A 13,540-nucleotide genomic window follows, 5' to 3' on the forward strand; every position below is an offset into this window, starting at 1 on the left:
GGTCAGGAGCGCTCTGGGCAGGGCCTGATCGGAGGGGTGCCGGTGGTGGTGTCGGTGGTGCTGGTGTTGGTGCGATGGCGGTGCCCGTGATCAGGCCGTCCCGCAGAGTTGGTCTAGTCCAACAGGCTGGCATAGGCATGTCAATAGGGCCTTGTGCTGTCCGGTCGTAGGGCAGGCGGCGGTGTCTGGTGGGGCGGGGCGGACTTCGGTGTCTGGTGGGGCGGCTCCGGCCCGGAGATCGCACCCGCCCGCTCACATCGCGCCGCGCCGCCCGCGTCCCCGACGGGAAACGGCGCGCGGCCGCCTGTCAGTCCTCCGGCTCGGACGTGCGTTGCAGATCGGCCCGTCCCTCGGCGGCGCGGATGAAGCGGGTCATGCCGAACTGGCTTGTTCCGGCGGCGTCTTGGGGGGTGCCGGCCGCCGATTCGGTGGGGCGGGGCGCGGACGGCAGGACGTAGGGGCGGCGGAGCACCTCGTCGAGGATGATCACGGTCTCGGTCGCGCGGACCGCGGGGATGGTGGACAGCCGGTCGGTGACCAGGCGGTGCACGGCGGTGACGTCGGCCACCCGGATCTGGATCATGGCGTCGTGCTGACCGGTGGTGACGGCGCAGTACTCCACCTCCGGCATCTGGGCGAGCGCGGTACGGAACTGGTTCCACAGCTCCTGGCGGACCGTGACGAAGATCAGGGCGCAGATCTCCAGCCCGACCCGGTTGTGGTCGACGCGTGCGCTGAAGCCGTTGATCACGCCGTCGGCGCGGAGGGCTTCGAGGCGGGCGTAGGCGTTCGCCCGGGAGACGCCGACGCGTTCCGCGAGGGCCGCGACGGAGATACGGCCCTGTGTACGGAGCACGTCGAGGATCTTGAAATGCACCGAATCCAGGGCAAGACCGATGCCGATCCGTCCAGAGCGGCGCTCGCCCGGGGTCTCCGGGGTCGACAGATCTTCCATGTTCGCGCCTCTCCGTTGCATTACGTCTCGCGCTGGTCCCGTCCGCCGAGAGTCCTGGTTAGTTTCAGCCAACCCTAACGGCGAATCGTCCACGTCCCCTCCCGGCTCCGGTCCGCTCGTGCCCGGCCTTCTTCCGCTCCGCCCCGCTCTGTCTTGCCCACGGAGGCACGCATGCCCAGATTCAGTGCCGGGTCGTACCCGGTGGCACTCCCTCTCGTCGCGGTCGCGGCGCTCGCCCTGAGCGCCTGCTCCGGCGGTACGAGCGCCACCGGCTCCTCGGCCGGCAAGACCCTGGTCGTCGACACGTCGTTCAACCTGAAGACCGCCGACCCGGGCCGTGAGTTCGAGCCGACCGGGCAGATCGTGGACAAGGCGCTCTACGAGACGCTGCTGTCCTTCAAGGGCGGCGACGTCACCAAGCCGGTGCCGGGCCTCGCGTCCTCGTACGAACAGTCCAAGGACGGCAAGACGCTCACCCTGCACCTGCGGACCGGCGCGAAGTTCGCGGACGGCACGGCGGTCACCGCCGACGATGTCGTCTTCTCGCTGAACCGGGTGATCGCGCTCAAGGGCAACCCGTCGTTCCTGCTCGACGGAGTCACGGTCACGAAGACCGACGCGTCCACCGTCACCCTGGTGTCGAAGAAGGCGAACCCGGCGCTGCCCTTCATCCTCCCGAATCCCGCGCTCGGCATCCTCAGCGCGAAGACGGTCCAGGCCCACGGCGGTTCGGCGACCGCGACGGACGCGGCGGAGAAGTACCTCAACACGGCGTCGGCGGGCTCCGGCCCGTACACGCTCACCTCGTTCAACACGAACACCCAGGTCGTCCTGACGAAGAACCCGAAGTACACCGGCTCCGACAAGCCGACCTACGACAAGATCGTCATCCGCAACGTCCAGGCCCCCACCCAGAAGCTGAACGTCCAGCGCGGCGACAGCCAGATCGCCCTCGACCTCACCTCCGACCAGGTCAGCGGCCTCGGCGGTGGGCTCAAGGTGGACAGCGGCGCGTCCTCGGACGTGATCTTCCTGCTGCTCAACCAGAACACCAAGGTCAGCAGCACGACGGCCAACGCGAAGTTCGCGGAGGCGGTACGCAAGGGCATCGACTACAAGGGCCTGCTGTCGCTGGCCGGTACCGGTTCCGTCCAGCCCGCCGGCATCATCCCGTCGACCTTCCTCGGCGCGCTGCCGGCCTCGCAGGCCACCGCCCGGGACCTGGCCGGCGCGAAGGCGGCCCTGAAGGCGAGCGGGATCAGCAAGCCGTCCGTGACCCTCGGCTACGCCAGCGACCTGACCGTCGACGGACTGTCCCTGCAGACCCTCGCCGAACGGGTCCAGGCCCAGTTGAAGGAGGTCGGCATCACCGTCACGCTCGCGCCCGCGCCGACCACCACCGAACTCGACAACTACCGCAACGGAAAAGAGCAGTTGGGCCTCTGGTACTGGGGCCCGGACTACCCGGACCCCAGTGACTACCTGACCTTCCTCCCCGGTGACCTCGTCGGTCTGCGCGCGGGCTGGAAGGCCGGCGCCGACCCCACCCTCACCGCACTCGGCGACAAGGCGGCGACGACGATCGGCGACGACACCCGCAAGACCCTGTACGAGCAGATCCAGACCCGCATGAACGCCTCCGGCCCCTTCATCCCCCTGATGCAGCCCAGCCGCAACACCGTCTCCGCCGCGTCCGTGACCGGCGTCGCCTACAACCCCGTATGGACGATCGATGTCGCCGCGCTTGGCGCCAAGTAAGGGAGGGGGCGGTGGCAGGCGTCTCCTCGCCCGCCACCCCCTCGCCCGTTTCCTCCTCCGCCGCACAGCCACGGCCGCGCTCCTCGCCCTCGGCGTGACCCTGGTGACGTTCGTCCTCACCAACCTGGTCCCGGGGGACCCCGCGGCGGCGAACCTCGGCCAGCGTGCGATCGGCGACCCGGCGATCGTCGCCCAGTTCCGCCACCACTACGGCCTCGACAAGCCGCTGCCGGTCCAGTACGTCACCTACCTCGGCAACCTCCTCCACGGCGACCTCGGCGAGTCCCAGCAGAGCCACCAGTCGGTCCTCACCGACCTGTCGACGGCCGTCCCCGCCACCCTCGAACTCGCCGGCGCCGCGATCGTCGTCTCCCTGATCGTGGGCGTGGCGTTCGGTGTCGCAGCGGCACTGCGCCGGGACCGCCTCACCGACCAACTCCTCCGCGTCGTCAGCCTGTTGGGAGTCTCGGTACCGACCTTCTGGCTGGCCCTGCTCGCCTTCTACGTCTTCTTCTACCGCCTCGGCTGGGCGCCGGGCAGCGGCCGACTCGACCCCGGCATGACCGCGCCCCCGCACGTCACGGGCCTCTACACGGTCGACGCGGCCCTCGCCGGACAGTGGCCGGTGTTCTGGAGCGCGGTGAGCCATCTCGCCCTCCCCGCACTGGTGTTGACGGCCTACACCGTCGGCCTCCTCACCCGCTTCACCCGCTCCGCCGTACTGGAGGTCCTCAACCAGGACTACGTCCGGGCGGCCCGCGCCAAGGGCCTGCCCGCCCGCACGGTCCTCTTCCAGTACGTCCTCCGTGCGGCCCTCGTCCCCGTCATCACGGTCGCCGGACTGGCCTTCGGCGCCCTCCTCTCGGGCACCGTCCTGGTCGAGTCGATCTTCGCCTGGCCGGGCCTCGGCGCCTACGCCTACCGCAGCGCGACCACCCTCGACCTCCCTGCCGTGATGGGCGTCGGCCTGGTCGTAGGCCTGGTGTACCTGACCGTCAACCTCGCCGTGGACGTCCTGTACGGCGTGATCGACCCGAGGGTGAGGGTCCAGTGAAACGCAGTCCTGAGCGGAGTCCCGAGGGTGCGGTGAAACGCGGTCTCCTACGACGGCTGCCGCCGGCCTGGCGCAGACCGCTCGCGGTGACCGGCGGCCTGGTCGCGGTGTTCTGGCTGGTGATCGTGGTCGCCGCCCCGCTGCTCGCCCCGCACGACCCCCTCGCGCAGAACCTGCCCCGGCTGGCCGCCCCCGGCGCCGGACACTGGTTCGGCACGGACGAGTTGGGCCGGGACGTACTGAGCCGCGTGCTGTACGGCGCCCGGGTCTCCATCCCGCTCGCCCTGCTGCTGGTGGCCATGTCGCTGCTGGTCGGCGGGGTGCTCGGGGCCTGCGCCGGGTTCTTCGGCCGGTGGGTGGACGAGACCGTGATGCGGATCGCGGACCTGGTGTTCGCCTTCCCCACCGTCATCCTGGCGATGGTGGTCGCCGCCGCGCTCGGCGCCAGCCTGCAGAACGCGGTACTGGCCGTCCTGGTCGTCTCCTGGCCGTCGTACGCCCGGGTCACCCGGGGCCTGGTCATGGGGCTGCGGAACCGTGAATTCGTGCTCAGCGGACGGCTGTTGGGCTTCTCCGCCTGGCGCTCGCTGCGCATCGACATCCTGCCCAACGTGCTCGGCCCGCTGCTGGTCCTGGCCACCCTCGACATCGGCACCGCGACGCTGCTGCTGTCCGGGCTGTCCTTCCTCGGGCTCGGTGCGAAGCCGCCGACCGCCGAGTGGGGGGCGATGGTGGCGGACGGCACGCAGCAGTTCGACAAGTGGTGGATCGGGGTCTTCCCGGGCCTGGCCATCCTTACCGTGGTCCTCGCCTTCAACTTCCTCGGCGACACACTCCGAGACGCCCTCGACCCGGGCACCGCCCGCACGATCGGCGCGGAGAAGGAGCGTGTGGCATGACCGACGGCGACTTTGTGGACGTACTGAAGATCAGCGGCCTCACCCTCGACCTGGGCGGCGCCCGCATCCTCGGCGGCGTCGATCTCGCGCTCCAGCCCGGCCGCATCCACGGGCTCGCGGGGGAGAGCGGTTCGGGCAAGACCATGACCGGCCTGGCCGTGCTCGGTCTGCTGCCGCCCGGCTCCCGCACCGGCGGGCGGATCGCGTTCGAGGGCACCGACCTGCTGACCCTGCCATCCCGTCAACTGACCGCTCTGCGCGGGCAGTCGGTGAGCATGGTGTTCCAGGACCCGTCCACCAGCCTGCACCCCATGCTCAGCATCGGCCACCAGCTCACCGACCACCTGCGCCACCACCTGAAGCTGAACCGGAAGGCGGCGAAGGAGCGGGCCGCCGAACTGCTGACGCAGGTCCGCATCCCCAACCCCCGTGAGGCGCTGGGCCGTTACCCGCACCAGTTCTCCGGCGGCATGCGCCAGCGCATCGCCATCGCGATCGCGCTGGCCTGCGAACCGAAGGTCCTGATCGCCGACGAACCGACCACCGCCCTCGACGTCACCGTGCAGGCCGGGGTACTACGCCTCCTCCGCGGCCTCTGCGACGACCTCGGCCTCGCCGTCCTGCTGGTCACCCACGACCTGGGCGTGATGTCCGCGATCGCCGACGAGGTGAGCGTGATGCGCCACGGCCTGGTCGTCGAGACGGGTCCGCGCGGCCGGGTCCTCACCGACCCGCAACACGACTACACCCGCACGCTCTTGGACGCGCTCCCCGGAAGGAGCACCGTATGACGACCCGTATGCCGACCCTTATGACCCCCCGCTCGACGGCCCCTCTCCTCTCGGTCGACGACCTCGTGGTCCAGTACCACCGGCCGGGCGCCCCGCCCACCCGCGCCGTCGCCGGGGTCAGCCTCCAGGTGCGGGCCGGTGAAGTCGTGGGCCTGGTGGGCGAGTCGGGCTGCGGCAAGTCGACGCTGGCCCGCGCGGTCTGTGGCCTCACCGCACCCGCGGAAGGCCGGATCACCTACGACGGCACCCCGGTACGCCCGTTGCGGGTGCGCCGCCGCGAACTGGCCCTGACCGGCGTCCAGATGGTCTTCCAGGATCCGTACGGTTCCCTCAACCCCCGGCGCCGGGTGGGCTCGCAGATCGCCGACGGCATCCGTACGGCGGCCGGGCGGGGCGAGCCGGTCGAAGGCACCACCCCGGAGGACCTGTTGACCCGGGTCGGCCTGCCGACGAGTGCCGCCGATCGCTACCCGCAGGAGTTCTCCGGCGGCCAACGCCAACGCATCGCCATCGCCCGCGCACTCGCCGCCCGCCCCCGGCTGCTCGTCGGCGACGAACCGATCTCCGCCCTCGACGCCTCCGCGCAGCTCCAAGTGGCCACGCTGATGCGGTCGTTGGCCGTCGAGTCGGGCGCCGGGCTGCTGTTCATCAGCCACGACCTGTCCGTCGTACGGCTGATCGCCGACCGGATCGCCGTGATGTACCTCGGCCGGATCGTGGAAACCGGCCCCACCGCCGAGGTGTGGGCCGACCCGCGCCACCCGTACACCCGGGCACTCCTGGCCGCCGTACCGAAGCCTGACGGGGCGGGAGTACTGCCCGCCGAACTCCCCGGCGATGTGCCTGACCCCGCCGACCCGCCGAGCGGCTGCCGCTTCCATCCGCGCTGCCCGCAGGCTTTCGACGGTTGCGACCGGGAGGAGCCGCAGTTGATCGCAGGGGGTGTGGCGTGTCGGTTGTACGCGGAGTGAGTGGGGGTGTGGCGTCAGGCTTGGCGGCGATCCGGGTCGGTAGCGGGCCGTAGGAGGCGCTGAACTGGTCGGCGGGCGGCGCTGATCCGGGCTGATGGTGACCGGCAGGCGGGGCTGGTCCGCACGAGGACTGGTCCGGACGTGGCGCCGATCCGGACGGTACTGGCCGACAGACGGCACCGAGCCGTGCCCCTACCGGCCCGCACGCGGCACCGATTCACCCCGGCAACGCTTGATCACAGCGTCGCCCCCTGACGATCGCTCCACCAGGAGACCGCTGCTCCACAGGGAGAGGGCCACTCCACCGGGACGTGACCATCGCGCCCTGCCCGCCGCCGCCCGCGTGCCCGGAGCGGCCGCATCAGCGGCGCCCCGCACTCCCCCACACACAGAACCTCACCCACTGAACCTCACGCCGACCCGCGCACCGAACCCCACGGAGAACCGATGTCCGCCACCCCACCGCCCGCCGACGACCAGCCCCACCCCGCCGAGCCGCCGGCGAACCTGTACCCGGCCGACCGCCTCCACCGTGCCCGGGAGGCCACGGCCCGAGCCGGTCTGGACGCCCTGCTGATCTCGCCCGGCGCGGACCTGCGCTACCTGACCGGCTACGACGCCAAGCCGTTGGAACGGCTGACCTGCCTGGTCCTGCCGGCCGACAGCGACCCCTTCCTCCTCGTACCGGCCTTGGAGGAGCTCGCCGCCCAGGCGTCCCCGGCCGGTGACCTGGGCATCGAGATCACCGGCTGGGGCGAGACCGACGACCCCTACGCCCTCGTCGCGGCCCGACTGCCCGCCGGGACGGCCCGCGTCGGCGTCGACAACCGCATGTGGGCGGAGAAGACCATCGCCTTCCGCACCCAACTGCCGGGTGTTCACCAGGAGTTGGCCGGAGAGGTGCTGAACGAGCTCCGGATGCGCAAGACCCCGCAGGAGGCGGCCGCCCTGCGCCGGGCCGGTGCGGCCGTCGACCGGGTGCACGCCCGCATGGGGGAGTGGCTGCGGGCCGGACGTACCGAACGCGAGGTCGGCCGGGACATCGCGGACGCGATCGTCACCGAGGGGCACGTGCGGGTCGACTTCGTCATCGTCGGCTCCGGCCCGAACAGCGCCAGCCCGCACCACGAACTCTCCGACCGCACGATCCTCCCCGGCGACCCCGTGGTGGTCGACATCGGTGGTACGACCCTGGACGGCTACTGCTCCGACTCCACCCGGGTGTACGCGGTGGGCGAGCCGCCCGCCGACTTCCGGCGCCTCCACGACGTACTGCTGAACGCCCAACGCGCCCAGACCGACGCCGTACGGCCGGGTATGACGGCCGGTCAACTCGACGCCGTAGGACGGGACATCATCACCGACGCCGGATACGGCCCGCACTTCATCCACCGCACCGGACACGGCATCGGCCTGGAGAGCCACGAGGAGCCCTACATCGTGACCGGCAACCCGCTCCCGCTCGCACCGGGCATGGCCTTCTCCGTAGAACCCGGCATCTACCTGACCGGCCGCTACGGAGCCCGGATCGAGGACATCGTGATCTGCACGGAGGAGGGCGGTGAGCGCCTCAACCGCACGCCCCGGGACCTGGTCGTCCTGCCCTGACGCGGACCGCACCGGCCCCACCACCCGCTCACCGACCGACCCACCCAAGGATCCGCCATGCCCCCTCCACCGCCCCGTTCCGCCCGTCCCGCCGCCGACCGCGGCGCCCGCCCGGGTGGCGCACCCGACGACCTGGCCGACGTGTGGACGGTGATCACGGGCATGTACGAGGGCTACACCGCAGGCGACCGCGATCGCATCGACGGTTTCCTCGACCCCAAGGCCACCATCTGGGACTCGGCGACCCCTGAACTCATCAGTGGCAGAACGGAGTTGAACCGCGTCCGGGATGCCCGTCCCACGTCCGACGACGGTCCCGCCGAGACCGGTCTCACGGCGTACGGCCAAGTCGTCGACGTCTTCGGAGACTTGGCCGTGGCCCGCTACTGGCTACGGGTCGACTTCCGGGCGGCGCCACCGGAGTTGGCCCGCAACACCGCGGTCCTGCGACGGGCGCGTCCCGGCGGCCACTGGCTCGTCGTGCACCTGCACGAGGACGTCCAGAGCGCTCCGGGGCAGCGGAGAAGTACCGGCAGTGCGACAACGACAACCCCGGGTCACTGACTGCGAGTTGGGAATAGTGTGACAGGTGAGGCGCAGGGGCCTGTTCCCTCTACTATGTCGGGGTCCGGTCCGGACGTGTCGTCCGAGGACTGGTGTCGCACCCCCGCACCCCCGCTGGGCAACGGGGTTGGAGCCCAGCCGAGTTGACCTCACGGTGGATCCGGTGACTGTCGGTTCCACCCAAGGAGGACATGTCCCGTGCTTTCGCTCGATGGCTCCGACCCATCGCACATAGGTCGCTACCGCCTGGTCGGCAGACTCGGCGAGGGCGGTATGGGAAGGGTGTACCTCGCGCGTTCGCCGGGTGGCCGCCCCACCGCCGTCAAGGTGATCAACGACCACCTCCGCCATGACGAACACGCCCTCAGCCGGTTCCGCCGCGAGGTGGAGACCTTGGGCACGGTCCGCAGCGCGTACACGGCGTCGCTCATCGACGCGGAGCTGGACACGCCGCCGTACTGGCTGGCCACCGAGTATGTGCCGGGGCCGACGCTGCACGCCGCGGTCGTGACGAACGGGCCGCTCCCGGCCGACCTGGCCCGGGTCATGCTGGCCGCCCTGGCCGAGGGGCTGGACGCCATCCACGTACGCGGTGTGTGGCATCGGGACCTCAAGCCGCACAACGTCATTCTCTCCGCCACCGGCCCTCAACTGATCGACTTCGGCATCGCCAGGACCACCGGTACGTCCAACCTGACGCAGGTCGGCGGCGCGATGGGCAGTCCCGGGTACATCGCACCGGAGACGATCACGGGCGGCGAGACCGGTCCGGGGGCGGACGTGTTCGCCCTCGGTGCCACGCTGGCGTTCGCCGTCACCGGCCGCCCGCCTTATGGCGATGGGCCGTTCGCGGCCGTGTCCTACCGTTCGGTGCACGGGGAGATCGACCTGCGGGGTGTGGATGCCGGTGTCGCCGAGCTGATCGCGGCCTGCGCGCAGAGCGATCCCGCCCGGCGCCCCACCCCGCAGCAGATCGTCGAACTCTGCCGGGCCGAGGCCGATCTGGTCCACCATCCCGCCTACCAACGGGCGCTCGCCGTGGGCTCGTTGACGGATCGGGAACGTGCCGCGACCGTCGCCGACCGAGGGGGCAGTGTGTCATCCGCCGCCCCGGATGTGGCAACGGCCCTCGCCCCGCAGGCGACGGCGGCCATGGACGGCGCCTCGCGGGAGGCCCACGCCGCCACCCTCCTCGCGCCGAACCCGGGCCTCGATACCCCCACGCAGCCTCACGCGGCAGACATATATGGCCCATACCCGGCGGGAACCGGTCCGAGTCCGCACCCGGACGGTGGAGGTCCCAGAAGCGAGCGCGGGCGTCGCAGGCTATGGACCGTCATCGGCACGGCCGCGCTGGTCGTCGTCGCCGGCTCCGGGCTGCTCCTGTTCAACACCTTCGACGACAAGGGCGAAGGCAAGAGCAAGGACTCGGCGTCCGCAGATGTCACACCGTCCGCCAGCGCCGGCCGCGCCGCCCATGTGTCGGCCTCGCCGTCCGCAAGCGGGGCGACGGCGTCTCCTTCCGCCTCGGGCACAGGTGAGAACAAGCTGCCCGACGCCGTGGTGGTGAAGTCCCCCTTCACGTTCGATGCCGGGAAGTTCATCCAGACCGTGCGCTCGAAACTGATCATGCAGGCGGACGGCAACCTCGTGCTCTACGACGCGTCCGGAACGGCCCATTGGGCGAGCCAGACCGAAGGCGCGGGCAACACGGCCGTGTTCCAGGAGGACGGCAACCTCGTGATCTACAACGCCCAGCACCAGGCCCTGTGGAGCAGCAACACGCAGGGTGCCACCGGTGCCTCGCTCAAGGTGCTGGAGGACGGCAACATGGTCATAGCGACCGACGCCGAGGTCATCTGGCAGACCAATACCGCGAGTTGAGGTGGCTGCGGCGCTGTACGCCGGTCACAAGGTCGGGGCCGAGACGGGTGGGTGGGCGGCCGCCACCGCGCTCTGGGCGGGCCCGGAAGATCATGCGAGAGTGGGCGCATGACGGCACCAGAAGCCACGGTCGTGGCGGTCGACGAGGTCGAGGAACTCGCGGTGGACGGGCTGCGATGGCTGATCGAGGCGGCGCGAGAAACCCCCGGGGGAGGCCTCGCCTGGTCGAGGAAGCCCTCGGACGACGAGCTGGACCCGAGCCTCTACAGCGGTACGGCCGGGAACGTCCCCGCGCTTCTGGAGGCGTGGCGGCACTTCGGTGACGACTCCTACGCCGACGTCGCCCTGCGCGCGGCCCGCGCTCTCGCGGACTCGGTCGACGGCATCGACGACGACTCCCTCTACTTCGGCCGCACCGGAATGGCCCTTGTCCTGCGGACCCTTCACGAGGAACTCGGCGACTCGGCTGCCGGTGCCGCCGCCGACCGCGCGCTGGAGCTCGTGCGGTCACGCTTCGACGGGACCCGCTGGGGCGAGTTGTTCGAGCTGATGGGCGGCAACGCGGGGATCGGTCTCGGTGCACTCCTGGCCGGCGACTCCGAACTGGCCGTTCTCGCCATGGAACCGTATCTGCGGACGGCGGAACAGACTCCGGCGGGCGTCCACTGGGCCCACCGCACGGGCATCGACTCCCGTCTGCACCACATCTCGCACGGCACGCTCGGCATCGTCCTCGCCCTTGCCCGGGTCGGCGGAGCCACCGGCCGTACGGACCTGGTCGAACTGGCGCTGGCCGGTGCCGCCGACGTCGTGGCGCACGACGAGGCGGGGCCGGAAGGCTTCCTGGTCCCGCACTCCACCCCGCGGTACCGCCCCGATGTCATCGCGCCCGTCAACTACGGCTGGTGCCACGGCCCGGCCGGTGACGCCCAGGTCTTCCGGCTGCTGGGGGACGTCACGACCGACCCCGTCTGGTCCGCCCTCGCCGATCGCTGCTGGCACACGGTCACCCACTCCGGCCTGCCCCAGCGGCTGCGCCCCGGCTTCTGGGACAACAACGGCCGCTGCTGCGGCACGGCGGGCGTCCTCGCCCTGGCCTGCGACCGGATCGCAGAACAGGGGGAACAGGGGGAACACAAGGAACAGGGGGAACAACAGGACCCGTACGACTTCGCCGACGTCCTCGTCCCGGACCTCGTCGCCCGCGCGATCCGGGACAGCGACGGCGCCCGCTGGTCCAATGTCGAACACCGGGCCACCCCGAGCGACCTCGAACCGTTTACCGGCTGGGCGATGGGCAACGCGGGCATCGTCCGCGAACTCCTGCGCTTCGTACGGCTCAGCCGGGGAGGCGATCCCCGCTACGCGTTCGCTTGGCCGGACCAGCCTCCGGCGCAGGCTCAGGCCGCGACCCGCCGCTAGCGGACCCGCGCCACCGCCGCGTAGATCCCGCTGCCCTCCGGATCCCTCTCCGACGCCGGGGGATTCCACTCCGTCGCCGTCACCAGGCCGGGCGGCACCAGGTCGAGGCCGTCGAAGAAGCGGGTTACCTCCGGGCGGGTGCGGAAGCCGAGTTTGATGCCGCCCTTGGCGTACTCGGCGGTGACCTGGGCGGCGAGTTCGGGATAGAGGTCGGACGCGGCGTGGGACAGGACCAGGTAGCTGCCGGACGGCAGGGTCGCGACGAGGTTGTGGACGATGCCGTGGGCGTCCTGCTCGTCCGGGATGAAGTGCATCAGCGCGATCAGCGAGAGGGCGATCGGGCGCGTGAAGTCCAGGACGTGGCGGGCGTGTTCGACGATGAGCTCCGGCTGGCGCACGTCGGCCTGGATGTAGTCCGTGACCCCGTCGGCATGGCTGATCAGCAGCGCCTCGGCGTGACGCAGGACGATCGGGTCGTAGTCGGTGTAGACGACCTTCGCCGTCGGTACGGTCCGCTGGACGATCTGGTGCAGGTTGGGCTCGGTGGGGATGCCCGTGCCGATGTCCAGGAACTGGTCGATGCCCTGGCCGGCGAGCCAGGTCGCCGCGCGGTGCATGAACTCACGGTTCTGCCGCGCCGCGTCCCTCGCCTCGGGCGGCAGCTTCTCTCCCACGGCCTCGTCGACCGGGTAGTTGTCCTTGCCGCCCAGCAGCCAGTCGTAGACCCGCGCGGGGTGTGCCTTGCCGGTGTCGATCTGCGGTGACGGCTTGGGGTCGGTCGTCATGGCAACTCCATCGCGGCGAGTGAGAGGGACGGGGGAGAGGGGGCGGGGCCAACTCCCGATCATCGTACTCGGGGTGTCTCATGTGGCTTGCGGGGGAGGGGAGTTGGGGCGGTCGTTCCCGTCAACTCGGCTCTCGTCCGTGCAGGCCGTCGAAGAGGATGGTCGTCAGGGCGTCGGCCAAGGTCTCCACGGTCAGGTCGCGGTCGGGGCGGTACCACTCCACGAGGGAGTTGACGGTGCCGAACAGCAGCCGGCCGGCGAGGTGCGGGTCGATGTCCGCCCGTATGCCGCCTTCGGCCGCCGCCCTGGTCATCAACTCGGCCACCCGGTGGTCGAATTCACGGCGCCGGGCGAGCGCCCGCTGCTCGACCTCGCTGTTGCCGTGCAGACGCAACAGCAAGGTGACGTAGGGCAGTTCGGCGGCGAGTACCTCGACGCTGCGGTGGATGACGCGTTTCATCCGGGCGGTCGCCGTGGTGTCGGGAGTCCTGCCGCCCGAAGTCCGGCTGCCCGGAGCCCTGTTGTCCCCGCTGCCGCCCAGAGCCCCGTTTCCGTCCCCCGTCTCCTCCTCGTCCAGTACGGCGAAGAGCGCGTCCAATGCCCGGTTGACCGCGAGTTCGAGGAGTTCCTCCTTGCCGGACACGTGGTGGTAGATGCTCGACTTGCTGAGGCCCAGGCGTCTGGCCAGTTCCTCCATGCCGGTGCCGTCGTAGCCGCGTTCGTTGAAGACCACGACGGCGACCTCCAGCAGCGAGTCGCGGTCGTAGGCGGGACGGCCGTGGCGGCCGGCCGGGTTCTGCACAGGTGTCCTGGTCACTGGGCCATTGTGACAAGGTCGGCGACCGCACC

The 13,540-nt window shown here is 70.8% G+C and carries 12 protein-coding genes; 9 read left to right on the forward strand and 3 right to left on the reverse strand.

Going from position 1 to position 13,540, the window contains the following annotated elements; all coding sequences use genetic code 11:
* Positions 1-307 precede the first annotated feature (307 nt).
* Positions 308-955, reverse strand: a complete 648-nt coding sequence (locus ACFWP5_RS03115) for an Lrp/AsnC family transcriptional regulator (protein ID WP_384149338.1) — start codon at positions 953-955, stop codon at positions 308-310.
* Positions 956-1,126: 171 nt separating this feature from the next.
* On the opposite strand from ACFWP5_RS03115, the gene ACFWP5_RS03120 reads away from it, so the two are divergent.
* The 9 genes from ACFWP5_RS03120 (at position 1,127) to ACFWP5_RS03160 (ending at position 11,906) form a co-directional block, all read left to right on the forward strand.
* Positions 1,127-2,713, forward strand: coding sequence for an ABC transporter substrate-binding protein (locus tag ACFWP5_RS03120; RefSeq protein WP_384149340.1), 1,587 nt, complete (start codon positions 1,127-1,129; stop codon positions 2,711-2,713).
* The gene (locus ACFWP5_RS03125; protein WP_384149342.1) at positions 2,688-3,767 is read left to right on the forward strand and encodes an ABC transporter permease; all 1,080 of its coding nucleotides are present in this window, start codon (positions 2,688-2,690) and stop codon (positions 3,765-3,767) included. The genes ACFWP5_RS03120 and ACFWP5_RS03125 overlap by 26 nt, the downstream gene beginning before the upstream one ends.
* Positions 3,764-4,666 (forward strand): ABC transporter permease, encoded by a 903-nt coding sequence (locus ACFWP5_RS03130; RefSeq protein ID WP_384149345.1) that lies wholly within the window; start codon positions 3,764-3,766, stop codon positions 4,664-4,666. Before ACFWP5_RS03125 ends, ACFWP5_RS03130 begins: the two co-directional genes overlap by 4 nt.
* Complete coding sequence (locus ACFWP5_RS03135) at positions 4,663-5,457, forward strand: ABC transporter ATP-binding protein (RefSeq protein ID WP_384149347.1); 795 nt, start codon at positions 4,663-4,665, stop codon at positions 5,455-5,457. The genes ACFWP5_RS03130 and ACFWP5_RS03135 overlap by 4 nt, the downstream gene beginning before the upstream one ends.
* Entirely contained in the window at positions 5,454-6,428 is a 975-nt protein-coding gene (locus ACFWP5_RS03140; protein WP_384149349.1) for an oligopeptide/dipeptide ABC transporter ATP-binding protein, read from the forward strand. Before ACFWP5_RS03135 ends, ACFWP5_RS03140 begins: the two co-directional genes overlap by 4 nt.
* A gap of 447 nt (positions 6,429-6,875) precedes the next feature.
* On the forward strand, positions 6,876-8,036 hold the full coding sequence (locus ACFWP5_RS03145; RefSeq protein WP_384149351.1) for a M24 family metallopeptidase: 1,161 nt from the start codon (positions 6,876-6,878) through the stop codon (positions 8,034-8,036).
* Positions 8,037-8,093: 57 nt separating this feature from the next.
* Entirely contained in the window at positions 8,094-8,600 is a 507-nt protein-coding gene (locus ACFWP5_RS03150; RefSeq protein WP_384149353.1) for a DUF4440 domain-containing protein, read from the forward strand.
* 198 nt (positions 8,601-8,798) lie between these two features.
* The gene (locus ACFWP5_RS03155) at positions 8,799-10,484 is read left to right on the forward strand and encodes a protein kinase (RefSeq protein ID WP_384149356.1); all 1,686 of its coding nucleotides are present in this window, start codon (positions 8,799-8,801) and stop codon (positions 10,482-10,484) included.
* A gap of 108 nt (positions 10,485-10,592) precedes the next feature.
* Positions 10,593-11,906, forward strand: coding sequence for a lanthionine synthetase LanC family protein (locus ACFWP5_RS03160; RefSeq protein ID WP_384149358.1), 1,314 nt, complete (start codon positions 10,593-10,595; stop codon positions 11,904-11,906).
* On the opposite strand, the gene ACFWP5_RS03165 is transcribed toward ACFWP5_RS03160, so the two are convergent.
* Positions 11,903-12,691, reverse strand: a complete 789-nt coding sequence (locus ACFWP5_RS03165) for an SAM-dependent methyltransferase (protein WP_384149360.1) — start codon at positions 12,689-12,691, stop codon at positions 11,903-11,905. The two genes, ACFWP5_RS03160 and ACFWP5_RS03165, sit on opposite strands and share 4 nt — an antisense overlap.
* A gap of 121 nt (positions 12,692-12,812) precedes the next feature.
* Positions 12,813-13,508, reverse strand: coding sequence for a TetR/AcrR family transcriptional regulator (locus ACFWP5_RS03170; RefSeq protein WP_384149362.1), 696 nt, complete (start codon positions 13,506-13,508; stop codon positions 12,813-12,815).
* Positions 13,509-13,540 lie beyond the last annotated feature (32 nt).

Origin of the sequence: Streptomyces sp. NPDC058469 (assembly GCF_042721125.1) — a bacterium.
GTDB lineage: Bacteria > Actinomycetota > Actinomycetes > Streptomycetales > Streptomycetaceae > Streptomyces.